The 23280-nt window shown below is 64.6% G+C and carries 25 protein-coding genes, 1 tRNA gene and 1 pseudogene; 20 read left to right on the top strand and 7 right to left on the bottom strand.

The genetic code is table 11. The annotated features are described in order from the left end of the window. The 5 genes and pseudogenes from ispG to AB7D48_RS03140 form a co-directional block, all read left to right on the top strand. A complete protein-coding gene (gene ispG, locus AB7D48_RS03160; protein ID WP_427975903.1) occupies positions 1 to 1128 on the top strand; it encodes a flavodoxin-dependent (E)-4-hydroxy-3-methylbut-2-enyl-diphosphate synthase in 1128 nt (375 codons plus the stop codon). Between the two features lie 75 nt (positions 1129 to 1203). Beyond that, entirely contained in the window at positions 1204 to 2427 is a 1224-nt protein-coding gene (gene hisS, locus AB7D48_RS03155; RefSeq protein WP_427975863.1) for a histidine--tRNA ligase, read from the top strand. Then, positions 2424 to 3485, top strand: coding sequence for a peptide chain release factor 1 (gene prfA / locus AB7D48_RS03150; RefSeq protein WP_427975862.1), 1062 nt, complete (start codon positions 2424 to 2426; stop codon positions 3483 to 3485). The genes hisS and prfA overlap by 4 nt, the downstream gene beginning before the upstream one ends. Further along, entirely contained in the window at positions 3482 to 4306 is an 825-nt protein-coding gene (prmC, locus tag AB7D48_RS03145; protein WP_427975861.1) for a peptide chain release factor N(5)-glutamine methyltransferase, read from the top strand. The genes prfA and prmC overlap by 4 nt, the downstream gene beginning before the upstream one ends. A gap of 145 nt (positions 4307 to 4451) precedes the next feature. After that, positions 4452 to 4889, top strand: a pseudogene (locus tag AB7D48_RS03140) (DUF4167 domain-containing protein); the annotation flags it as partial. A gap of 644 nt (positions 4890 to 5533) precedes the next feature. On the opposite strand, the gene infC reads toward AB7D48_RS03140, so the two are convergent. Both infC and AB7D48_RS03130 read right to left on the bottom strand, forming a co-directional pair. Beyond that, positions 5534 to 6073, bottom strand: coding sequence for a translation initiation factor IF-3 (infC, locus tag AB7D48_RS03135; RefSeq protein ID WP_427975902.1), 540 nt, complete (start codon positions 6071 to 6073; stop codon positions 5534 to 5536). A gap of 135 nt (positions 6074 to 6208) precedes the next feature. Next, a complete protein-coding gene (locus tag AB7D48_RS03130; RefSeq protein ID WP_427975860.1) occupies positions 6209 to 7165 on the bottom strand; it encodes a glycosyltransferase family 2 protein in 957 nt (318 codons plus the stop codon). A gap of 73 nt (positions 7166 to 7238) precedes the next feature. On the opposite strand from AB7D48_RS03130, the gene AB7D48_RS03125 reads away from it, so the two are divergent. Both AB7D48_RS03125 and AB7D48_RS03120 read left to right on the top strand, forming a co-directional pair. Beyond that, complete coding sequence (locus AB7D48_RS03125) at positions 7239 to 7727, top strand: N-acetyltransferase family protein (RefSeq protein WP_427975859.1); 489 nt, start codon at positions 7239 to 7241, stop codon at positions 7725 to 7727. Positions 7728 to 8049: 322 nt separating this feature from the next. Continuing rightward, on the top strand, positions 8050 to 9330 hold the full coding sequence (locus tag AB7D48_RS03120; protein WP_427975858.1) for a carbohydrate porin: 1281 nt from the start codon (positions 8050 to 8052) through the stop codon (positions 9328 to 9330). Between the two features lie 66 nt (positions 9331 to 9396). Here AB7D48_RS03120 and AB7D48_RS03115 read toward each other — a convergent pair whose 3' ends face one another. After that, complete coding sequence (locus AB7D48_RS03115; RefSeq protein ID WP_427975857.1) at positions 9397 to 9780, bottom strand: YybH family protein; 384 nt, start codon at positions 9778 to 9780, stop codon at positions 9397 to 9399. Between the two features lie 157 nt (positions 9781 to 9937). Between AB7D48_RS03115 and AB7D48_RS03110 the strand changes: the two genes are divergently transcribed. From AB7D48_RS03110 to lpxB, 7 genes are read left to right on the top strand one after another with little or no spacing between them, the layout of a single operon-like run. Continuing rightward, complete coding sequence (locus AB7D48_RS03110; RefSeq protein WP_427975856.1) at positions 9938 to 10822, top strand: phosphatase PAP2 family protein; 885 nt, start codon at positions 9938 to 9940, stop codon at positions 10820 to 10822. A gap of 43 nt (positions 10823 to 10865) precedes the next feature. Next, positions 10866 to 11621: a polyphosphate kinase 2 gene (gene ppk2, locus AB7D48_RS03105; RefSeq protein WP_427975855.1), complete on the top strand. Its 756-nt coding sequence runs from the start codon at positions 10866 to 10868 to the stop codon at positions 11619 to 11621. 31 nt (positions 11622 to 11652) lie between these two features. Next, a complete protein-coding gene (gene hisI, locus AB7D48_RS03100) occupies positions 11653 to 12048 on the top strand; it encodes a phosphoribosyl-AMP cyclohydrolase (protein WP_427975854.1) in 396 nt (131 codons plus the stop codon). A gap of 59 nt (positions 12049 to 12107) precedes the next feature. Then, a complete protein-coding gene (locus AB7D48_RS03095) occupies positions 12108 to 13748 on the top strand; it encodes a c-type cytochrome (protein ID WP_427975853.1) in 1641 nt (546 codons plus the stop codon). A 45-nt stretch (positions 13749 to 13793) separates the two neighbouring features. Next, positions 13794 to 14393: a GNAT family N-acetyltransferase gene (locus AB7D48_RS03090; protein WP_427975852.1), complete on the top strand. Its 600-nt coding sequence runs from the start codon at positions 13794 to 13796 to the stop codon at positions 14391 to 14393. Then, positions 14390 to 15256, top strand: a complete 867-nt coding sequence (locus tag AB7D48_RS03085) for a carbon-nitrogen hydrolase family protein (protein ID WP_427975851.1) — start codon at positions 14390 to 14392, stop codon at positions 15254 to 15256. The genes AB7D48_RS03090 and AB7D48_RS03085 overlap by 4 nt, the downstream gene beginning before the upstream one ends. Then, on the top strand, positions 15253 to 16389 hold the full coding sequence (lpxB, locus tag AB7D48_RS03080) for a lipid-A-disaccharide synthase (protein WP_427975850.1): 1137 nt from the start codon (positions 15253 to 15255) through the stop codon (positions 16387 to 16389). The genes AB7D48_RS03085 and lpxB overlap by 4 nt, the downstream gene beginning before the upstream one ends. Positions 16390 to 16428: 39 nt before the next feature. On the opposite strand, the gene AB7D48_RS03075 is transcribed toward lpxB, so the two are convergent. From AB7D48_RS03075 to AB7D48_RS03065, 3 genes are all read right to left on the bottom strand, one after another. Continuing rightward, positions 16429 to 16785: a hypothetical protein gene (locus AB7D48_RS03075; protein ID WP_427975849.1), complete on the bottom strand. Its 357-nt coding sequence runs from the start codon at positions 16783 to 16785 to the stop codon at positions 16429 to 16431. Positions 16786 to 16932: 147 nt separating this feature from the next. After that, entirely contained in the window at positions 16933 to 19209 is a 2277-nt protein-coding gene (locus AB7D48_RS03070) for an NADP-dependent malic enzyme (RefSeq protein WP_427975848.1), read from the bottom strand. A gap of 101 nt (positions 19210 to 19310) precedes the next feature. After that, a tRNA-Leu gene (locus AB7D48_RS03065) sits at positions 19311 to 19396 on the bottom strand. Between the two features lie 54 nt (positions 19397 to 19450). On the opposite strand from AB7D48_RS03065, the gene lipB reads away from it, so the two are divergent. From lipB to AB7D48_RS03035, 6 genes are all read left to right on the top strand, one after another. Next, positions 19451 to 20101 (top strand): lipoyl(octanoyl) transferase LipB, encoded by a 651-nt coding sequence (lipB, locus tag AB7D48_RS03060; protein ID WP_427975847.1) that lies wholly within the window; start codon positions 19451 to 19453, stop codon positions 20099 to 20101. Then, positions 20098 to 20466 carry a gamma-glutamylcyclotransferase family protein gene (locus AB7D48_RS03055; protein WP_427975846.1) on the top strand — a complete coding sequence of 123 codons (369 nt, stop codon included), beginning with the start codon at positions 20098 to 20100 and terminating at the stop codon, positions 20464 to 20466. The genes lipB and AB7D48_RS03055 overlap by 4 nt, the downstream gene beginning before the upstream one ends. 133 nt (positions 20467 to 20599) lie before the next feature. Then, positions 20600 to 21112, top strand: coding sequence for an OsmC family protein (locus tag AB7D48_RS03050; protein WP_427975845.1), 513 nt, complete (start codon positions 20600 to 20602; stop codon positions 21110 to 21112). Between the two features lie 48 nt (positions 21113 to 21160). Continuing rightward, on the top strand, positions 21161 to 22168 hold the full coding sequence (locus AB7D48_RS03045) for an LLM class flavin-dependent oxidoreductase (RefSeq protein ID WP_427975844.1): 1008 nt from the start codon (positions 21161 to 21163) through the stop codon (positions 22166 to 22168). Between the two features lie 183 nt (positions 22169 to 22351). Further along, positions 22352 to 22489 carry an entericidin A/B family lipoprotein gene (locus tag AB7D48_RS03040; RefSeq protein ID WP_427975843.1) on the top strand — a complete coding sequence of 46 codons (138 nt, stop codon included), beginning with the start codon at positions 22352 to 22354 and terminating at the stop codon, positions 22487 to 22489. An 82-nt stretch (positions 22490 to 22571) separates the two neighbouring features. After that, the gene (locus AB7D48_RS03035; protein WP_427975842.1) at positions 22572 to 22745 is read left to right on the top strand and encodes a CsbD family protein; all 174 of its coding nucleotides are present in this window, start codon (positions 22572 to 22574) and stop codon (positions 22743 to 22745) included. 52 nt (positions 22746 to 22797) lie between these two features. Here the strand turns inward: AB7D48_RS03035 and ruvX are convergent, their stop codons facing one another. Then, the gene (ruvX, locus tag AB7D48_RS03030; protein ID WP_427975841.1) at positions 22798 to 23259 is read right to left on the bottom strand and encodes a Holliday junction resolvase RuvX; all 462 of its coding nucleotides are present in this window, start codon (positions 23257 to 23259) and stop codon (positions 22798 to 22800) included. Positions 23260 to 23280 lie beyond the last annotated feature (21 nt).

Below are 23280 nucleotides of genomic sequence, written 5' to 3'. Positions count from 1 at the left end.
ATCATGAACTACCGTGAGTATCAGCAGATCGACCGCCGCAAATCCCGGCAGATCAGCGTCGGCAATGTGAAGGTGGGGGGCGATGCGCCGATTTCGGTGCAGACCATGACCAACACCCTCACCACGGATGTGGAAGCCACCGTCGCGCAGATTTTGCGCGCCGAGAAGGCGGGCGTGGATATTGTCCGCGTCTCCTGCCCGGACGAGGAGAGCACCGCCGCGCTGAAGGAGATCGTCAAGCGCGTCAACGTGCCCATCGTGGCGGATATTCATTTTCATTACCGGCGCGGAATCGAAGCCGCCGAGGCCGGAGCCGCCTGCCTGCGCATCAATCCCGGCAATATCGGCAGCCCGGAGCGCGTGAAGGAAGTCATCAAGGCCGCGCGCGACCATCGTTGCTCCATGCGCATCGGCGTGAACGCGGGCTCGCTGGAGAAGCATCTGCTGGAAAAATACGGCGAGCCAAACCCCGACGCGCTGGTGGAATCCGCCCTGGAACACGCGAAAATCCTCCAGGATCACGATTTTCACGAATTCAAGATTTCCGTGAAGGCGTCGGACGTGTTCATGGCCGTGGCGGCCTATCAGCAGCTTGCCGAGCAATGCGACCATCCGCTGCATATCGGCATCACCGAGGCGGGCGGCAAACGCGCGGGCACCGTGAAATCCTCCATCGGGCTGGGCTCCCTGCTCTGGGCGGGCATCGGCGATACGATGCGCGTCTCTCTCTCCGCCGAGCCGGAGGAAGAAGTGTTTGTCGGCTGGGATATTCTGAAATCCCTGGGCCTGCGCCATCGCGGCGTGCGCATCATTTCCTGCCCGTCCTGCGCGCGCCAGGGCTTTAACGTCATCAAGACGGTGGAGACGCTGGAGGAGCGTCTGGCGCATATCGAGGCGCCGATCACGCTGTCGATCATTGGCTGCGTGGTGAACGGCCCCGGCGAGGCGCTGATGACCGATCTCGGCCTTACCGGCGGCGGCGGCGGGCGGCACATGATCTATGCCGCCGGCAAGACCGATCACACGATCTCCGAAGAGCAGATGATCGAGCATCTGGTCGAGCTGGTGGAAAAGAAGGCCGAGACGATCGAGGCGGAGAAGAAGGCGGCGCAGCTCGCGGCCGAATAGCTTCGCGTTTCTGATATTTTGAACCCGCCGGAGCGGCAATGCGCTCCGGCGTTTTGTTTTGACGGTGGGACGGATATGGCAAACCAGTTGCAACCTGTACGCGGCACGAAGGATCTGATCGGCGAGGACGCGGCTCGGCATTTCCACGTGATCGAAACCGCGCGCCGCGTGACCAGGCTGTATGGGTTCTGCGAATGGCAGACACCGATCTTCGAGGATACACGCGTGTTCTCCCGCACGCTGGGCGAAACCTCGGACGTGGTGACCAAGGAAATGTACAGTTTCGAGGATCGCGGCGGGGAGTCCCTCACGCTGCGTCCGGAGGGCACGGCGGGCGTGTGCCGCGCGCTGATCACCGGCGGCCTGACCCAGACATTGCCGCAGAAAGTGTTCTATGCCGGGCCGATGTTCCGTTATGAACGCCCGCAAAAGGGCCGCTACCGGCAATTTCATCAGATCGGCGTGGAACTGCTTGGCCCGGCCTCCCCGCTGGCCGACGCGGAGGCGATTTCCGCCGGCTGGCGCATTCTGAACGAGCTGGGCATCGCCAAGGATGTGGTGCTCAACATCAACACGCTGGGCGACGCGCAAAGCCGCGCCAATTACCGCGACGCGCTGGTGGCCTATTTCTCCGCCCATGCCGACGAGCTTTCGGCGGACAGCAAGCTGCGGCTGGAGAAAAACCCGCTGCGGATCCTGGATTCCAAGGATGAGGGCGACAAGGCGCTGGTGGCGAACGCGCCGCTGATTTACGCGCATCTCACACAGGACGCGGCCGCGTTTTACGACGGGCTGAAAGCCGCCCTCACCGCCTTTGGCGTGCCGTTCGAGGAAAACCCCCGCATCGTGCGCGGGCTGGATTATTACAACCACACCGCCTTTGAATTCGTCACCAACGCGCTGGGCGCGCAGGGCACGGTGATGGCGGGCGGGCGTTATGACGGGCTCGTGGAGCAGATGGGCGGGCCCAACGTGCCCGGTATCGGCTGGGGGGCGGGCATCGAGCGGCTCGCCATGCTGATCGCGGCGCCGCCGGCCATGGTTCAGCCCGTCGCGGTGATTCCGATGTCCCGCGAAGCCGAGGGCCGGGCCCTGGAGATCCTCAATCTGCTGCGCAACCGCGGCATCGCCGCCGAGACCGGCTATTCCGGCAACGCCAAGAAGCGGCTGGAGCGGGCCAATAAATCCGGCGCGGGCTTCGCCGTGCTGGTGGGCGGGGAGATCAGGCTGAAAAACCTCGCCGACGGCGCCCAGGAAGATGTCACGCCCGAAACGCTCATCGAGCGCCTGGGCGCATGAGCGCCGCGCTGGAACAGAAGCTCGACCGGATCATGGCTCGGGCCGAGGAGCTGCGCTTCATGCTCTCCGGCACGCTCTCGGGCGATGAATTCGTGAAAGCCTCGAAGGAGCTTTCCGAACTCATCCCGGTTGAGGAAAAAATTTCCACCCTGCGCGAGGCGGAAAAACAGAGCAAGGACGCCGAGGGGCTGCTGGCCGACCCGGACATGAAGGAACTGGCCGAAACCGAATTACAGGCGCTGAAACAGCGGCTTCCCGAGCTGGAGATGGCGGTGCGCCTGGCGCTTCTGCCACGCGACGAGGCCGATGAGCGCTCCGCCATCCTGGAAATCCGCCCCGCCGCGGGCGGAGACGAGGCCGGGCTGTTCGCCGCCGAATTATTCGGCGCCTATCAGAAATATGCCGCCTTGCGGGGGTGGCGGTTCGAGGTTCTGGATTATGACGAGAACGAGCTGGGCGGCATCAAGGGCGCCATGGCGGAGATCACCGGCAAATCCGTTTTCGCCAAGCTGAAATTCGAGTCCGGCGTGCACCGCGTGCAGCGCGTGCCCGCCACGGAAACGCAGGGGCGCATTCATACCTCCACCGTCACCGTCGCGGTATTGCCGGAGGCCGAGGAGGTGGATGTGGACATCAACGAGGCGGATCTGCGCATCGATGTGTACCGGGCCTCGGGCGCTGGCGGGCAGCATGTGAACAAGACCGAATCGGCGGTGCGGATCACCCATCTGCCCACCGGCATCGTGGTGGCGATGCAGGAGGAGCGCAGCCAGCACAAGAACCGCGCGAAGGCCATGAAGATTTTGCGCTCGCGCCTTTATGAGCAGCAGCGCGCCAGCGTGAACGCCACCCGCGCGGCCGACCGCAAGGGCCAGGTCGGCACCGGGGACCGCTCCGAGCGCATCCGCACCTATAATTTCCCGCAAGGGCGGGTGACGGACCACCGGATCAACCTGACGCTTCACAAGATCGACCGGGTGATGCTGGGGGAATTCGAGGATGTCATCGACGCGCTGATCGCCGAGGACCAGGCGGCCCGGCTGGCCGAACAGGCTTGATCCCGACCGCCCAGGCGCTTGCTGAAATCACCGTCCGGCTGAAACAAGCCGGGATCGAGGCGCCGCGCCGGGAGGCCAGGCTGCTGCTGGCCTTCGCCCTGGGCACCAACGCCGCCGGGCTGCTGGCGCGCGACGAGGTGGACCCTGGCTGCTACGCCCAAGCCCTGGAACGGCGCGCGGCGCGTGAACCGCTGGCCTATATCACCGGCCATAAGGAGTTCTGGGGGCTGGATTTCATGACATCTCCCGCCACGCTGATCCCCCGGCCGGACACGGAAACGCTGGTGGAGGCGGTGCTGGAATCCGGCCTGAAGCCACGCGCCATCCTGGATCTTGGCACCGGCACGGGCTGCCTGCTGCTGGCCTGCCTGCATGAATTCCCCGATGCGTTCGGTGTGGGGGTGGATTTGAACCCCGACGCCACGCGCCTCGCCCGCGACAATGCCCGTCATCTGGGGCTGGCCAAGCGGGCCGCGTTTCTGGCCGGGCACTGGGCCGGCGCGCTCGACCATCCATTCGACCTCGTGCTCTCCAACCCGCCTTACATAGAAAGCGCCGATCTTCACGCCCTCATGCCCGAGGTGGCCGGGTACGAGCCCGCGAGCGCCCTGGATGGCGGAGACGACGGCCTGGCCGCCTACCGGGCGATCATCGGTGAATTGCCGCGTATTTTAGCCCCGGATGGGCTGGCGGTACTTGAACTCGGCGCGGGACAGGCCATATCCGTGGCGGCGCTGGCGCGCCAAGCGGGGTTCGATTATGTTCCGCGCCGCGATCTTTCCGGCATGGAGCGCGCCATAACGCTTAAATTCTGCAAATAAGCGATTGGCAGAATGATTTTTTACAGCTAAGCACAGGCAGCGCGGGCCGTTATGCTCACGAGTCTCCGGCATTACCGGAGCCAGAAGGGCGATGCATTCATATGCCGCACCGCGCAAGCCAGCAGACGAGGATAGACACGAGCCTATGAATATGAAGCGCATGCGTGGACGCAACCACCGTTCGGGCGGCGGAGGCGGAGGCGGGTTTCGCAACCAGCAGAACGGCATTCCGCTCAACCGCAACCATGTCTTCGACAGCTCCGGTCCGGAAATGCGGGTGCGCGGCACGGCCCAGCAGCTCTATGATAAATATACGCAACTGGCGCGCGACGCCGCCTCCTCGGCCGACCGCGTGCTGGGCGAGGCTTATTACCAGCATGCCGAGCATTATTTCCGCATTCTGAGCGCGATCAACGCCGCCCAGGGCCTGCCGCCTCCCGGCCAGGGCGGGCAGCAGAATGGCGAACAGCGCTTCAACAATCAAAACCAAGGCGAATTTCAGCCGCGCCGCGAACCCGCCGCCGAGGGCGAAGGCCAAGAAAACCGCGAGCCGCGCCAGGAAGGCCGCCAGGATAACCGCGAATTCCGGGAAAACCGGGAAAACCGGCAGGAGCGGCGCTTCGAGCCACGCCAGCGCCAGGATTTTCAGCCGCGCGAACGCCAGGACAGGCAGGAACGCCCTTACCGTCCCGCCGCACCCGTCGCGGAAACGCCGATCGATATAAGCTCCGCGCTTGAGGCCGAATTGCGGGCCGCCAGCCGTGAGGAACCCGCCGGGCTGGGCGAGCAGCCCGAAATCAAAAACCAGCCCAAGCCCGCCAAGGCCGAAGCAAAGCCCGAGATTCAGGCCGAGCCGGTGGCGGAAACACGCGCCATTCCCATCGTCGCGGATGCCCCGCCCGCCGCCGCGCCGGAGCTGACCTTGACCGAGCCCGCCGTGAAGCCCGCGCCAAAGCGCCGGGGCCGCCCGCCGCGCGCCAAACCGGCCGAGACCGAGAAGGCCAAGGCCGAGTAAGCCCCCCTGCCCCGCATGCGAAACGCGAAAAGCCCGGCCAGAAGCCGGGCTTTTATTTTGATCCTCAGCGTTTTCGTGGAAAACGCACCGTAAATTCCGTCAACGTCTCGTCTGCCAACGTCTCGATGGTTCGCAGCCAAAACGCCGAAGCGGATGGTCTTTGGGCACGGGCCACAGGGCCCGGGCCGGGTCCACGCGAAACGCTTCGGCCTTTAGCGCGGGGCCAGGACCATGACCATCTGGCGATTTTCCATCTTCGGCATCTGCTCGACCTTGGTGTCGATCTCCATATCGCCGCGGATACGTTCCAGAACCTTCACGCCCAGCTCCTGATGGGCCATTTCACGGCCACGGAAGCGCAAAGTGACCTTGACCTTGTCGCCCTCGCCGATGAACCCCTTCATGGCGCGCAGCTTCACCTGGTAGTCGTTCTCGTCGATATTGGGGCGAACCTTCACCTCCTTGATCTCGACGACCTTCTGCTTCTTGCGCGCCTCGTTGCGCTTCTTCTGCTGCTCGTACTTGAACTTGCCGTAATCGAGGATCTTCGCCACCGGGGGTTCCGCGTTGGGGCTGATCTCGACAAGGTCGAGCCCCACGGAATAGGCGCGCGCGATGGCGTCCCGGGTACTCAACACCCCGATCATTTCACCATCCTGGTCGATCAGACGAACCTGCGGGATTCTGATTTCTTCGTTGACCCGTGGTCCTTCACGAGAGGGCGGAACGGGTGGCGCTGGCGGTCTGGCTATCGGAAAGTCTCCTGTTGCGGTTAGTCGGCCTCCGGCTTAAGCCGAAATTGTGACGAAATGCAATGCGTCACATGGCATGGCGGGCCTCGTCTTTGTGAGATAACCCGGCTTTTCCGGATTTCAATGCGCACCACCTCAAAACAGGAAGTCCCGCCGGGCGTTCCAACCCTCCACCAGAGAGCGGGCCTGAGGCGATTCATCCAGCAGCTTGCCATGCTGGATGGCCAGCTTCTCGGCCAGATGCAGAAAGCCCGACAAGGCCTTCAGCCTCGGGTCCGAAGGCTGGTAATAGGCCAGCACTCCGCCAAGATAGGCCAGTGGATCCTCCGTGGCGGAGGATTTATCGAACTCCCGGGCGAAAAAATCCTCATTCAGCAAAAACATCTCGGGCTGGTCGCGCAGGATTTCAAAAGGCGTGACGTAATGCCCCGAATAAAAAGCCCCCGGCGCACCGGAGGCCAGCGCCTTCAGCCGGCCGGCGGCCCATTTCTGCGCGGCCTGCCAGCCATTGCGGCGCGGATAATGCGCCAGGCTCACACCCGGCAGAGGCGGTGCCTCCAGCTCCTTGCCGTTCACGAACACCGCATGATTCCCCGCCCCGGCCAGGAGCGTGGGCAGCTTGGCGCGGGCCATCACCTTGTTCACACCGCTCGGCGCGACCTTGCGCCAGCGCAGGCGCCAGGGCACCACCGGCTCGTCTTCATCCTCGGCGCCGACCTGCCCGTAATGCACCAGCGGCACGCTGACCGCGAGCTGGTCTTGCGGCAACATTGTGAGCAAGGGCAGCGAGTCGGGGGTGGCGATGAATTCATCCGCATCCAGAAACACCACCCAATCGGCCCCCATGACCTGCGAGGCGGCCTGATACCCCCAGCTATTGACGGCGATTTCATCGAAACTGACGGCATGGTTGCGGAACAGCTTCAGGGGAAAGCCCTCATCGCGCAGGGCGCGCAGAATCTCGACACCGCGGTCCGTGCTGCCATTATCCAGAAACAGCATCTCATCGAGATGGGCGGCGTGATGGCGCACGAAGGCCTCGATGATGTCGTCCTCGTTCAGGACCCGGGTGAAGGAAACAATTTTCGTCACAGCGTCGCTCCTGGCAGTCACGGCTCGGCGCCCCATACTTGGCAAACAAAGCCAAAAGCGGAAAGAGAGAGGCATGACGATCACCATCCGCCCCGCCTCGCCCGCCGATTCGGATGCCATCTGGGATATCCTCTCCCCCATGATCCGGGCTGGTGAAACCTATGCCCTGCCGCGCGACTGGACGCGCGAACAGGCCCTGGCCTACTGGCTGGCGCCGGAGAAACAAAGCTTCGTCGCGCAGAAGGACGGGCAGAGCCTGGGCACTTATTATATTCGGGCCAACCAGGCCGGCGGCGGCGCGCATGTGGCCAATTGCGGCTATGTCACCGCGGGATGGGCGGCCGGACAAGGCATTGCCCGCGCCATGTGCCTGCACTCCCTGGAGGTGGCCCGGGCATCGGGTTTCCGGGCCATGCAGTTCAACCTCGTGGTCAGCACCAATCAGCGCGCGGTCAGGCTTTGGCGGGGCATGGGGTTTGAGACGATCGGGCGGTTGCCCGGCGCGTTCCGGCATCCTGAACAGGGCGAGGTGGATGCGCTGGTGATGTATCGCCGCCTTTGACCGGCACCCGGCTTGGCGGCCGGCCCACCGCACCGGCGCGGCCGGGCGATATCTTGAGCCAAGCCAAGGCTCGCGGGGTTTTGCATGCAAGGCGCTCGCCCCCAGAATATCCGTAAAACTTCACGGCACGGCCTCCTCGATCGAGCGATTTGACGGGCCTGGCCCTGTTCCCCCCTTGCGTCGTCTTCTGTTTAGTATGTTATAATATATCGTCGTGATTTTGTAATATTGCAAATAATTCTTAATTGCATATAAGCGAGACGCGACAAACCGCGCCGTCTTGCACGGAACCAGCCGCAAGGCTGAACAGAGAGGAGTGACTATGGGAGTTTTCAAATCTTGGCGGGGCGCCAGCCTGTGCGCGCTGCTGACCGCGCTGGCCGCGCCCGCCATGGCGCAGGATGACGCCAATACCGGCCTGCTGGGGGATATGGGCGGCCTGCGGACCGCCCTGGCGGCATATGGCGTGAGCATCGGCATCAATGACGCGGAAAACCTGCTGGGCAATGTCTCGGGCGGGGTGAAGACCGGCGCCACCATGCAAGGCGTCACCACCATGACCCTGGATGTGGATACCGGTAAGGCCTTCGGCATTCAGGGCGGGACGTTCCATGTCTCCGCCCTGCAAATTCACGGGCAGCAGCTCAGCGCCTCTTATCTGGACAATCTTCAGGCCGCCAACGGCGACGAGGGGGAGAATGCCACCCGCCTATGGGAACTTTGGTACGACCAGGCCACGCCGGACGGAAGGTTCGACATCAAGTTCGGCCAGCAAAGCATCGACAATGAATTCATGGTCAGCGACTATTCCGGCCTGTTCGTGAACACCATGGCCGGCTGGCCGATCATTCCCTCCGTGGATCTCTATGGCGGCGGCCCGGCCTATCCGCTCAGCTCGCTGGGGGTGCGCGGCCAGTTCAAACCCAATGACCATGTCGCCATCCTGGCCGGCGTGTTCGACGACGACCCCGGCGGTGGAGCCTTCGACGACGACCAGCAGGCGCTGGACCCGCGCGGCGGGCGCTTCAACCTGAATAACGGCGCGCTCTGGATCGCCGAGATCCAGTACAGCACCAAGATGTTCGGCCTGCCCGGCACTTATAAATTCGGCGGCTGGTACGATTCCGCGACCTTCCCCGACCAGCTCTACGATTACAACCATCGTGGCAATTACAGCCTTTACGGCGTCGTGGATCAGACCGTCTGGCAGTCTCCCGCCAATGGCAGCCGCACGCTGAACGTGTTTGGGCGCATCATGGGCGCGCCGGGCGATCAGAATTACGTGGATTTCGGCTTCAATGGCGGTGTGACCCTCACCGCGCCCCTGCCTGGCCGTGACAATGACCAGGCAGGGCTGGATTTCGGGGTCGCCCATGTGTCGTCCCGCGCGGCGGATGCCATCGCCGCCGATGGCGGACGCCGCCCCGGCACCGAGACGCTGATCGAGGCCACATACCAAGCCCAGGCCACGCCCTGGCTCGTGCTGCAACCGGATATTCAATATGTCATCAATCCCGGCGGGGGCATCGACGATCCGGACGACACCAGCAAGAAGCTCGGCAACGAGCTGGTGATCGGGCTGAGAGGCATCGTCACGTTCTGAGCCGCCGTTTCATGCGGTCGCGCGAGGGGGAGCCGCTTGCGGTCCCCCTCGTCGCATGCGCGCGCCTCAGTCCGGCAGCAACGAAAGATGCTCGTGCACCGCCAGCCATTTGCCCTTCTGGCGGATGAAGACGATGCTCTCACGCTCATGACAGCTGCTTTCGCCCGCCTTGGTGCGCACACGGGTGAAGGTGCGATGGGTGAACACCGCGCTCTCTCCATAAATTCGCGCATGCTGATGCGTGCTGGTGCATTCCAGCACCGTGAAGCCATCCTCGCGCACCCAGCGGTCATATTCCGCCTCATAGGCAGCGCGGCTTTCCATCACGAAGGGCACGCCGTGAAAGATAAAACGCGCCTCGGGCGTGAAATGGCTGAAATAGCCGTTCCGGTCATTCGCCTCGAACGCGGCGATCAGCGCCGTCGCCACATCGCAAACATCCTGCTGCATTCAAATCCCCGTTATCCGTTCGAGCCTCACCCTAGGTGAGGCGGCGCCAAGAGGGAATTGCCGGGCAAATCAATCCCATGCCCTAGCATTGCGGGACAAACGCCCCGGTGACTTGGGGCGCGGCCATGCCTATGGTCCCGGCATGCCGCCGAGCAACATGAGATACCCCGCCGCCTGGCTCATCGCCGGCCTGATCCTGACGGATGCCTGCCTTTTCGCGCGATCCGGCCTGCGGCTGGCCTGGAAGCCGGCTTTGTCGATCGTGGCCGCCGCCGCGCTGCTCAGCCTGCTGGCCTGGATTTATTCCGGCCCGCGCCGTGCCCCGCGCCTGGCCTTGACCGCGGAGCTGGGGGCGAAGCTGATCCTGTTTTCCGCCGCCGCGGAAACGCTGAACATGCTGCTCGATGCGTGGGCGCCGCTGCCGCTATGGGATTCGCGCCTGGCGGCGCTGGACGCGGCGCTGGGATTTCATTGGCCCGTCCTGGCGGGATGGGTGATGGCGCATCCTCCCATCCGGGATTTACTGTCTTTCGCCTATCTGTCCCTGGGGCCGGAATTCATCGCGCTGCTGCTGCTGCTGAGCCTGTCTGGCCATGCCGGCCCGGCCCGGCGGCTATGGCGCCTGTTCGCCGCCACGGGGCTGCTCACGGTGCTCATCGGCACGGCCATGCCCGCGGCGGGGGCCTTTGTCTGGTTTCACGCGCCCGCCGCCGCCACCACCGCCTATGTACAGCAATATGCCGCGCTGCGCGCCGGCACCTTGCGCACCGTCAATCTCGCCACCGCCCAGGGGCTTGTCTCCTTTCCGTCTTTTCATGCCTGCCTGGCACTTCTGTGCCTGCGGGCGGCGGGCTGTCTGCCCCCGGTCCTGCGCTGGCCCCTTCGCCTGTTGAACATACTGGTCATAGCCGCCTCGCCGACCATGGGCGGGCATTATCTCTCGGATATTCTGGGCGGCCTCGCCCTGGGCGGAGGCGCCCTGCTGGCGGGCCGGACCAGCCTTGCCGCGCGGCCAGCACCCAGCCGCGCCATCGCCGAATAAAACCGGTTTTGCCCAACCCCGCGCGCGGGCCTATCCTGCCCCCATGAGCAAGGATCATGGCTATGAAAAACGGCTCCGCCATTTGCAGATCGAGCTGGTCAAGATGCAACGCCACATCATTGGCGAGGGGCGCAGGCTGCTGGTGATTCTGGAAGGGCGGGACGGTGCCGGCAAGGATGGCACGATCAAACGCATCACCGAGCATCTGTCCCCGCGGGAGACACGGGTGGTGGCGCTGCCCAAACCCTCGGATGTCGAGACCACGCAATGGTATTTCCAGCGTTATGTCCGGCATTTACCCGCCGGCGGGGAGATCGTGCTGTTCAACCGCTCCTGGTATAACCGCGCCGGGGTGGAAAAGGTGATGGGGTTCTGCACCGAGACGCAATATCACGAATTCATGCGCACCGTGCCGGTGTTCGAGATCATGCTGGCCGAGGCCGGGATCACGCTGGTGAAATATTATCTCGACATAGACCGCCAGGAGCAAAAAAAACGGCTGGAAGCGCGCCACCAGGACCCGCTGAAGCAATGGAAGATCAGCCCCATCGACGAGAAGGCGCTGAAACATTTCGACGATTACACCCAGGCCCGCAACGCCATGCTGCTGGGCACGGACAGTGCCGCCGCCCCCTGGCTGGTGGTGCGGGCCGACGACAAGAAGGCCGCGCGCCTGGCCATCATCGCCGATCTGATCACCCGCGTCGATTACCGCGACGCCGCGCGCCATGAAATCGACGGCCAGATCGTCCGCCGGTTCGACGAGGCCTGTCTGAGCAACGGCATGCTGGCAAGTTGACTTTCCCCGCCCCTGCCGCTCATCTCCCCCCATGAGCGACTTCCAGCATGTTCTTTCCGCCATCAGCTTCAACGCGGACGGTCTCGTTGCCGCCATCGCCCAGCAGCACGACACGGGCGAGGTGCTGATGATGGCCTGGATGAATGCCGAGGCGGTGGAAGAGACGCTGCGCGAAAAACGGGTCTGCTATTTTTCCCGCTCGCGCGGGAAGCTCTGGCGCAAGGGCGAAACCTCCGGCCAGGTCCAGGCGCTCATCGAGCTGCGGATCGATTGCGATGGCGACGCGCTGCTCCTGCGGGTGGATCAGACCGGCGTGGCCTGCCATACGGGCCGGCGAAGCTGCTTTTACACCGCCGTGCGGGACGGCCAACTGGTCGAGATCGCAACGCCGCAAGTCCATCCTGACACACTTTACACACAGACTTGATCGAAACAGGACAATTCGGCGAAATAGCCCTGAACAAATAAGCTTCAGGGAAATGTTCCATGTCCGCCAGACCGCCGCGACCGCCCGCCCTGCGCCCATTGCTCGCCGCAGCCATTCTGCTGCTCGGCCTGGGCGCCATCGCCGCCAGCCGCATCGCCTCGGCTGACGGCACGGCCGATTATCCGGCCGCCTCGCTCTCAACCCCCACGGACCAGGCGGCGCTGATCGCGCGCGGCAAATATCTCACCACCGCGGCGGATTGCATGCCCTGCCATACCGGGCCGGGCCGGGCCCCCTTCTCGGGCGGGCTGGTGATGCAAACCCCCTTTGGCGGGCTCTCCACCCCCAATATCACGCCGGACAAGGCAACCGGCATCGGCGATTGGACGGACAAGCAATTTTACGCCGCCTTGCACGATGGCGTCGCTCCGGGACGCGAGTTTCTGGTTTTTCCGAAATATCTTTACCCGGCGATGCCTTATACGTCCTACACCAAGCTGTCCTACCAGGATGTCATGGCGATCAAGGCCTATCTCGACTCCCTGCCGCCGGTCGATGCGCCGCGCATTCCCAATTCGCTGAAATTTCCCTTCAACCAGCGCCCGGTGCTGCTGGGCTGGCGGATGCTCTTCTTCAAATCCGGCCCGATGAAGATGAACCCGTCCTGGGATGAGCAGATGCGAAACGGCGCTTATCTGACCGAGGCGCTGGGCCATTGCGGGGAGTGCCACACACCGCGCAACATCATGCAGGCGAGCATCGCCAGCAAGGCCCTCGCGGGGGGGGCCATCGACAATCTCTACGCCCCCAACATCTCCTCCGACAAAACCTATGGCGTGGGCGGCTGGAGCAAGGCGGATCTCGTCGCGTATCTGCATGACGACGGCAATATGGTGAAAGGCTCGCCCTATGGCGCCATGGGCGACATGACGGATCATTCCACCAGCCAGCTGCCCGTCTCCGACATCGAGGACATGGCCGATTATCTACAGCACGGCACCAAGCCGCAAATCACCCCGCCGGGCCCGGCCATCGCGGACGCGGATGCCTCCATCGCCCGCGGGCAAAAGCTCTATGCCAGCAATTGCGCCGCCTGCCATGGCGCCACCGGGCGCGGCCTGCCGCATTTCGTGCCGAATCTGGCGGGCAATGATTCCATCACCGCCCAGCAGCCTTACAACGTCATCGGCGCGGTGCTGGCCGGGCTGGATAGCTGGGCGCATCCAGGCCCCAAAATGCCCGCCTTCGGCGCGAAACTTTCCGACCAGGAAATCGCCGACATCTCCAATTATGTGCGCACCGCCTGGGGCAACAAGGGCAGCGCCGACACCACCCCGGCCCAGGTGATGAGGCTGCGCGCCGTCGGCGACCTGCCGCCCATCGCCGGCCAGGCGGCCGACAAGCTCGGCTGCCCCCGAATCTCCCCGGCCGGCGGGCCGACCACCGTGGCCGATCCGGGCAAGGGGCTGCTCGATATCTACCAGGGCGCCACGGCGGCCACCCTGCCAAACCGTACCCGTGAACTCATCACCGCCATGCGGGCCAAGAACAGCGCCATCAGCAACGCCGACCTCACCAACACCCTGGTGGCGGCCTATTGCCCGGTGCTGGCCAACAAGCCCGGCATGAGCCTCGCGGACAAGAAAAGCGCGCTGAAGGATTTCATCGCCGCCGCCCAGAAGCTGATCGCCACGCCGTGAGGGGGGCTTGGCAGCCGCGCGCCGGGCGGACATTCTGCCCGGCAAATGAGCATGCCCGCCCCTTCCGGCCTGACGATCGAGACCCTCGGCGGGGCCGCCGCCGAGACCGCCCTGCCCGCCCTGGCCCGGCTGCGGATCGAGGTTTTCCGCGCTTTTCCGTATCTTTACGAGGGCGACGAAGCCTATGAACGGGCGTATCTGCGGACCTATCTGAACGTGCCGGGGGCGGCCATCGTCCTGGCGAAGGATGGCGCGCGAATCGTCGGCGCCGCCACCTGCCTGCCGCTGGCGGCGGAAACGCCGAATGTACGCAAACCCTTTCTCGACGCGGGCATGGATGTCTCCCGCATCTTCTATTTCGGCGAAAGCGTGCTGGACCCGGCCTATCGCGGACGCGGGGTGGGGGTTGCCTTCTTCAAGGCGCGCGAGGCCCAGGCTTCGGGATATGCGCGCAGTTGCTTCTGCGCCGTGCAACGCCCCGCCGACCACCCGCTGCGCCCCAAGACCTACGTGCCGCTGGATGAATTCTGGCGCCATCGCGGCTACCGGCCCCGGGAAGACCTGACCTGTCTCATGTCCTGGAAGGACATTGGCGAACCGGCCGAAACACAAAAACGACTGACATTCTGGATAAAAGATTTATGAAACTCGCCCTTGCCCCGTTTGGCGTCTCGCCGCCCGCCAGTTTCAAGGCCTTCCTGCTGCGCATCGAGCGCCTGGCCGCCGAGGCCGCGCTGGCGGGCGCGGACCTGCTGGCCCTGCCGGAATATGCCGCCATGGTCTGCGCCGGGGCCGAGATCAAATCCCCCGATATCGAGGCCGAGCTGCTCCATGCCGTCGCCAAGGCCGATGAGATACTGGCCGAGCTGGTGGAGATGGCCAAGCGCCACAAGCTCTATATTCTCGGCGGGTCGCTGCCGATGCGCGACGCGGATGGCAAAATCCGCAACCGCGCGCCCTTCATCGCCCCTTCCGGGCGGCTGGAATTCCAGGACAAACAGGCGATGACCCGCTTCGAGGATGAGGAATGGGGGGTTGCGGGCGGGATGGCGCCCAAAGTGTTCGAAACGCCGTTCGGGCGCATCGGCGTTTCGATCTGCTATGATTCCGAGTTTCCCCTGCATATGCGCCCGCAGGTGGCGGCGGGGGCGAAGCTGATCCTGGTGCCGTGCTGCACGGCCTCTCCGGCCGGGTTCAACCGCGTGCGGCTATGCGCGCGCGCGCGCGCCGTGGAAAATCAATGCTATGTCGCCGTCATTCCACTGGTGGGCGAGGCCGCATGGTCGGGCTCCATCGATGTGAATATCGGCCATGCCGCCCTCTTCACCCCTTGCGATGCGGGATTTCCTGACGATGGGGTGGCCGCCGCCGGCGCGCTGAACGAGCCCAGGCTGGTTTTCGCCGAACTGGATTTCGCCGCCATCGACGCGGTGCGGCGGGAAGGAGCCGTGCTGAACCACCGGGACTGGGAGGATGTTGCGCCCGCCCGCGCCGTGCCCCTGGCATGAGCCGGATTTTCATCATCGCCGGAGAGGCCAGCGGCGATGTGCTCGGCTACAGGCTGATGCGGGCCCTGCGCGCCCAGAACCGGGAGGTGCGCTTCTCGGGCATTGGCGGGGCGCGCATGGAGGAAGCCGGGTTGACCTCGCTGTTTCCCATGCAGGAGCTGGCCCTGATGGGCATCGCGGAAATTCTGCCGCGGGTGTTGCATCTGAAAAAGCGCCTCGCCCAGACCATCGAGGCGATCCATGCCGAAAAACCCGATATTCTGCTGACCATCGACAGCCCCGGCTTCACCTTGCGGGTGCTGAAGGCCATCGGCGCGGGCGGGCCGAAACGCGTGCACTATGTCGCCCCGCAGGTCTGGGCCTGGCGGCAGGGGCGCGTGAAGCATTTTCCCGGCTTGTGGGAAGAGTTGCTTTGCCTGCTGCCCTTCGAGCCGGCTTTTTTCGCGCCGCACGGGCTGCACCCGGTATTTACCGGCCATCCGGTTCTGGAATCCGGCGCGGATCAAGGCGATGCGGCGCGCTTTCGCGCCATTCACGGCCTGGCGCCGGACGCCGCGCCGCTGGTGCTGATGCCAGGCTCGCGCATAACGGAAACACGGCGCCTGCTGCCGGTCTTCAAGGATTGCCTGGCGCTGCTGCACCCACGAATGCCCACGCTGGTGCCGGTGGTGGCCGCCGCCGCCGGCATGGCCGATGCCGTGAGCGCGCATGTGGCGGACTGGCCGGTGAAACCCATCATCGTGCAGGATATATCGGCCCGCTACGACGCGTTTGCCGCCGCCCGGGCGGCGCTCACCAAATCCGGCACCTCGACGCTGGAACTCGCCATGGCGGGCGTGCCCATGGCCGTCACCTACCGGGTGAACCCGGTTTCGGCCGCCATCGGCCGGCGGCTGATCAAGGTTCCCCACGTGGCCATGATCAATCTGCTGGCGGGCCGGGCGCTGGTGCCGGAATTGCTGCAGGAGGATTGCCGGGCGGACAGGCTGGCGGACACGATGCTCGCCCTGCTGCGCGACCCCGCCCAGGCGGCGGCCCAGCGCGCCGGATTCGCCCAGGCGCTGGCCAGCCTGCGCGCGCCGGAGGGCGCCCCATCCGAAGCGGCGGCGAAGGCTGTTTTACAGCTGCTTTGAGCCCCCCTGACCGGATTGCCTGAAATTGCAAACCATTTGTTAACAACTTCCTGGTTCATTTCCATCCATGAAGTGAATTCCAGAGGAGTTGCTCATGAGCATCAGCCCCATCAGCCTTTCTTCCGTCAGCGCCAGCAGCGCCTCAAGCGCGGCCCTGAGCAGCAACAGCAGCAGCAGCAGTGCCAGTAGCAGCAGCGCAAGCAGCAGTACATCGAGTACATCGGGCGACACGACCACCGTCACCACGGAAGCGGACGGTGCCACCGTTACCACGGTGCGCGACAAGAACGACCAGATCGTCTCCATCACCACCACCCCGCCCACACATACGCCGGCTTCCGCCAGCAGCGCCAATGGCAGCGCCAGCGCGGCCAGCTCCTCCAGCGGCTCCGGCATCGACGTGACGGCCTGAAACGACACAGCCCCGGAAATGCTCCGGGGCTGCGTAGAGAGACACATCACCTTGCCCCCGCGATGGAAGGCCCCCACGATGGAAGGCCCTCGCGAGGGGAGTAAGGCCAGAAGGCCAGAGAATATTGGCGCTTATTTCTGCGCCGCCAGCGCCGCTTCCATCGCCGCCACGGCGGAGAGATTGATGAGGCCGCGCGCCGTGGTGCTGGGCACCGCGATATGCAGCGGTTTTTCCAACCCCAGCAGCATCGGCCCGACGGTCACCGCCTCGCCGGTCGCCTTCACCAGATTATAAGCGATATTGGCCGAATCGATGTTGGGGAAGATCAACAGATTCGCCGTGCCGCTCAATGTGGAATCCGGCAATGCGTGCAGGCGGATCTGCTCGGCCAGCGCCGCATCGGCGTGCATCTCGCCATCCACCTCCAGATTCGGGTTCAACTCACGGATCAACCGCAATGCCTTCCGCATCTTTTTGGCGGAGGGCGAGTTGGAGGCGCCGAAATTGGAATGGGAGAGCAACGCCACTTTCGGCGTCATGCCGAAATGGCGCACCGTCTCGGCCGCCATCAGCGTCATCTCCGCGATCTCCTCGCAGGTCGGGTCGGTATTGACGTGCGTGTCGCAGAAGAAGAGCGGGCCAGCCTGCAGGATCAACGCCGTCATCGTATAGACGCGCCCGGAGCTGGATTTACGCGGCACGATCGGCAGAGCGTACTGGAACTGGCGCCACCAATCGCCGGTGCCGCCACATAGCGCGGCGTCCGCCTCGCCCTGCTCCAGCAGCATGGAGGCGGTCACGGTGGGGCGCTTGCGGATATGGCGGGCCGCCGCGTCGGGTGGCGTGCCGCGCCGCCCGACGCGCTTGGAATACGCCGCCAGCAGCCTTTCATATAGAGCCTCGTCGCGGTCCAGATCGATGACCTGCACATCCGTGCCGATTTTGAGCCGCAACCCCAGCGACTGGATCTTGGCCGCCACCGCCTCGGTCTTGCCGAGCAGAAGAGGCCTGGCCATGCCGTCATCCACCACGCTTTGCACCGCGCGCAGCGTGCGTTCATCCTCACCCTCGGCATAGATGATGCGGGGGCGGGCCTTGCGCGCCACTTCGATGACCGGGCGCAGCAACTGGCCGGAACGGAACACGAACCGCTCCAGCTCATGCATATACGCTTCGAAATCGGCGATCGGCTTGCGGGCCACGCCTTCATCCATCGCCGCCTGCGCCACGGCGGGGGCGACATGCAGGATCAGGCGCGGGTCGAACGGCTTGGGAATGATGTAATCCTGCCCGAAGACCGGCGCCTGCCCGCCATAGGCGGCGGCCACGGTGTCGGACGCCTCGACATGGGTCAGATTGGCGATGGCGCGCACGGCCGCCAGCTTCATCCCCTCGGTGATCGCGGTGGCGCGCACATCCAGCGCGCCGCGAAAGATGAAGGGAAAGCACAGGACATTATTGACCTGGTTGGGAAAATCCGAGCGGCCTGTCGCCACGATCGCGTCCGGGCGGGCGCGCTGGACGATGTCGGGCATGATTTCCGGCTCCGGATTGGCCAGCGCCAGGATCAGCGGGTTTGGCCCGAACAGGGGCAGCCACTCTTCCTTCAAAACCCGTGGGGCCGACAGGCCCAGGAAAATATCCGCCCCTGGCAGAACCTCCGGCAGGGTGCGCGCGTCGGTCTCACGCGCGACGTCCACCAGGGTCGGGTCCAGATTGGGGCGACCCTTGTAAACAACACCTTCCTTGTCGGTCATGGTGATGTTCTCGGGGCGCGCGCCGAGCGCCTTGAGGATGTTCACGCAGGACAAGGCCGCCGCCCCGGCGCCCGAGGTGACGATCTTCACCTCCTCGATCTTCTTGTTCTGCACGATCATCGTGTTCAGCACCGCGGCCCCGACGATGATGGCGGTGCCGTGCTGATCGTCGTGGAAGACGGGAATGTTCATCTTGGCGCGCAGGGTCTGCTCGATCTTGAAGCATTCCGGCGCCTTGATGTCTTCGAGATTGATACCGCCGAAGCTGGGTTCGAGGCGGGCCACGGTCTCGATGAACTTATCCGGATCCGGCTCGTTCACCTCGATATCGAAGCTGTCGATGCCGGCGAACTTCTTGAACAGGACGGCCTTGCCCTCCATCACCGGCTTGCCGGCCAGCGCGCCGATATTGCCCAGCCCCAACACCGCCGTGCCGTTGGTGATGACCGCGACGAGATTGGCGCGGGAGGTCAGGTCGAAAGAGGCATCGGGGTCGGCGACGATCGCATCGCAGGCGGCGGCCACGCCGGGCGAATAAGCCAAGGCGAGATCGCGGGAGGTTTCCATGCGCTTGGTCGCGACGATGGCAAGTTTCCCCGGCCGGGGAGAGCGATGGTAATCCAGCGCGGCCTTGCGTAAACCCTCATCCATGTTTCTGTTCATCCTCCCGGAATCAATAACCAAGAGGTTCATGGCGCAATGGCGGCGGCGAGGCAACAGGCCCCGCCATGCGATTTCCGAAGGAGAGAGATTGGTGCGGTCGAGAAGACTCGAACTTCCACGAGGTTTCCCCCACAAGCACCTCAAGCTTGCGCGTCTACCATTCCGCCACGACCGCATCGAGGCCGGGAGCCTATAGACTATGATCCCGGGGCCTGCAACAGGGGAAACCATGAAGCAAAACCAACCGGCCTGGGAGATTTCCCCTGGCCTGACCGACTACGAAAGCGCGTTGGCGCACATGCGCGCGCGCGTGGAGGCGATCCACGCCGGGGAGGCCGCGGAGCTGGTTTGGCTCGTCCAGCACCCGCCGCTTTATACGCAAGGCACCTCCGCCAAGCCGGAAGATTTGCAGGACGCAACCCGCTTTCCCACCTACAAGGCCGGACGCGGCGGGCAATGGACGTATCATGGCCCCGGCCAGCGCGTGGCCTATGTGATGCTGGATCTCTCCCGCCCGCATGGGAGCGTTCCGGCGCGGGATGTGCGCGGCTATGTGGCCGGGCTGGAGCATTGGGTCATCGAGACGCTGAGGGCATTCGGCGTGAAGGGCGAGATCCGCGAGGGGCGCGTGGGGATCTGGGTCGTCCGGCCGGATGGGCGGGAGGAGAAGATCGGCGCCATCGGGGTGCGGGTCTCGCACTGGGTCAGCTGGCATGGGCTGGCCCTGAACGTGGCGCCGGAGCTTTCCCACTTTACCGGCATTGTGCCTTGCGGCATCAGCGAACATGGCGTGACCAGCCTTCAGGCCCTGGGCGTGAAGGCCAGCATGGCGGATGTGGATGCGGCGCTGCGACACAATTGGAGCAAGATTTTCGGATGAAGATTTTCGTCTATGGCACGCTGACAGACCAGGAGGCTTTTGGCCGTTGCGCGGGCCGGCCGGTCAGGCATGCTCCCCAGCCCGCGCGGCTGCATGGCTTCACCCGCGTGCTGCTGCGCGGGGCGCGCTACCCCACGCTGCGCCGCGCCCCCGGAAACCACGTGCCCGGCATGGTGATCCGGGTCAATGCGGACATGCTGGTCAGGCTCCGCAATTACGAATCGGTCCGCTATCGGCTGGTGCATGTGACATTGCAGGGGCAGACGGGCCTGGAACGGGCGCGCGTGTTTGTCGGCGATGCCCCCACCCGCATCCTGTGGTCGCCGGATGAGCGGCTGATGACGCTGCGCTCCAGAAGCTTCTAATATCCGCGTTCCAGCTTCCCGCCGCCCGACAAGCCTTGGCCGGGGCCTTGCCTTGCGCGACAGCGACCTTGCGCGAAAATTGCCTTGCGCGAAAATCGTTTCATAATCGACGAAACCCTGAGGAAGGCCGACCATGGACGCTGAAACGCTGCGCGCTATCCAGGCGCCGCTGAAACAACATTACCGGGACAACCCCGCCCAGGCCCTGGTGCCCGCGCGGGCGGAAGCGCTGATCGACCAGGAACACCTCACCTGCCGGCTCTCTGGCCCGCGCCATGAATATTCCGGCCTGCATCCGGCGGCGGGCGGGCCCGCCGGACAGGCCTGTTCGGCGGATATGCTGCTTGAATCCCTGGTTGCCTGCGCGGGGGTCACGCTGGCCGCCGTGGCCACCTCCATGGGGGTGGTGCTGCGCCATGGCCGTGTCGTGGCGGATTCATCCTGGGACGCGCGCGGCACGCTGGCCATCGACCGCGCGGTGCCGATCGGACTTGGGCCCATCAGCCTGTGCTTTGAACTCGACACGGACGCGGACGCGGCAACGCTCGCCCGGCTGCTCAAAAGCACGGAGCGCTATTGCGTGATTTTTCAAACCCTCGCGGCGGCGCCCACCTGCACGGCGCGGGCGGTGAAACACCCGCAATAGGCCGCGTCAAACGCTGGCATGACGGGTGGCGCGCACTATATGAACGGCATGAAACTTTCCGTGCTCGATCAGTCCCCCATTCGCACCAACGCATCGCCCGATGCGTCGATCCGCGAATCGATCGTTCTGGCCCAGGCCTGCGAGGCGTTCGGCTATCATCGCTATTGGCTCTCCGAGCATCACAGCTCCGGCTCGGTGGCGGGGTCGGCTCCGGAAATTCTGGCCGCCGCCATCGCCGCCAGCACCCGGCGCATCCGCGTGGGGGCGGCGGGGATCATGCTGCCGCATTACGCGGCCCTGAAAGTGGCGGAACAATTCCGGGTGCTGGAAGCCATCGCCCCCGGGCGGATCGATCTGGGGCTGGGGCGCGCGCCCGGCTCGGATGGCCGCACCGCCCTGGCGCTGAACCCCAATGCCCACACGGCGGCGGACATGTTCCCCGCCCAGGTGCGCGACGTGGCGGCCTGGGTCAGCGGCTCCCCCTTGCCGGCGGACCACCCGTTCCGCACCATCATCGCCGAGCCACGCGGCCCGCACGCGCCGGAAATCTGGATTCTCGGCAGCTCCAATTACGGCGCCCAGCTCGCCGCCTGGTTCGGCCTGCCTTATGCCTTCGCTTATTTCTTCTCGGATGGCGCCGGCGCCAGCGAAGCCCTGCACGCCTACCACACGCAGTTCCGCCAGCCCGAGCCGGCCGAGGCGCAGAAACGCGCCGCCGTGACCGTGTTCGCGCTGGCCTGCGAAACCGAGGAGGAAGCGAATTACTGGGCCAAATCGCGCGGTGCCTTCTGGGCCATGCGCAATCGCGGCCACTATATCCCCCTGCCCTCGCCGGAGGAGGCGGAACAGTTCGATTTTTCCGAAACCGAAAAAGCGCAAATGCAAATCTCCCTGCAACGCAATTTCATCGGCGCCGCGCCCCGCGTGGCCGAACGGCTGCGCGAGCTGGAACGGGAACTGCAACTCGATGAGATCGCCATCACCACCGCGGTTTACGATCCCGCGGTCAGAACGAAATCTTATGAGCTTCTGGCAAGAGAATTCGGAATGATCTGAGCGGAGCATCACCGCCCCCGCCATGACGAAAATCTTTATGTTTTGAAATATTCAAGATTTTGGCTTGAAGATTTAAAACACAATCCCGACATCGCGACTCATGCCGCCCGCAACATGACGCGGCTGCATTCAAAACCACGAGGATGTTAGGCAATGGTTTCAAAAATCAGGCTAATCTTCGGGATGGCGGCGATACTGTGCATCGGCGCGGGTCTGACCGCCTGCCACACCACGGCCGGGCTCGGGCAAGATATGTCCCAGGGCGGGCACGCGCTGACCAACAGCGCCAATGCCAACGCGCCGAAATCACCCAGCCCTTAAGATGGCCGAAGCCGCGTCGACCGGACGCGGGGCTGTCACTCAACGTCAACAACCAAAACGTCACCAACCAAGGAGATCGAGCATGGACAAGGATCGCATCGAAGGCGCCCTGAAGCAGGCCAAGGGCAATCTGAAGGAAATGGCCGGCAAGATGACCGGCGACACCAAGCTGCAAACCGAAGGCAAGGCCGACAAGGTGGAAGGCAAGGTACAAAACGCCATTGGCGGCATGAAGGACGCGGTGAAGAAGCACTGAGCGGCCACGCAAACCGCGAAGGGCGGCGGGGGCAACCTCGCCGCCCTTTTTTTCATGCGCGCATCTGGTCCAGCGCCCGCTGCAATATTTCCGCCGCCGCCAGCTTGTCCACGATCTCGGCCCGGCGCGCGCGGCTCACCCCCGCCGAGATCAGTCTTTCATGTGTCTCGGCGGTGGAATAGCTTTCATCCACCATCGCCACCGGCAGGCCCGTGGCCTCACCGATGCCGTGCGCCCAGTCCCGCGCCGCCTGGGCGCGCGGCCCCAGCTTCTGCCCGTCATCCAAGGGCAGGCCGACAATCAGCCCCCCAACCCCCTCGCGCGCGACGATGGCCGCCAGCTCGGCGGCGTTCTGCTTCATCCTGGCGCGGGTGAGCGTGGTGTAGGGGCTGGCCACGCTCCGGTTCACATCGGAGAGCGCCACCCCGATCCGCTTGGAGCCGGGGTCCAGCCCCAGGAGCCGCGCGCCGGGGGCAATATGGGTCAAAAATTCGGGCAGGTTGTAGAGCGCCATGCCCGCCTGTATGGTCCGCCC

Origin of the sequence: Acidocella sp. (assembly GCF_050253495.1) — a bacterium.
Classification (GTDB): Bacteria; Pseudomonadota; Alphaproteobacteria; order Acetobacterales; family Acetobacteraceae; genus Acidocella.
The sequence above is the reverse complement of the archived record's forward strand: the minus strand, read 5'-3'. Positions and strand labels throughout refer to the sequence as shown.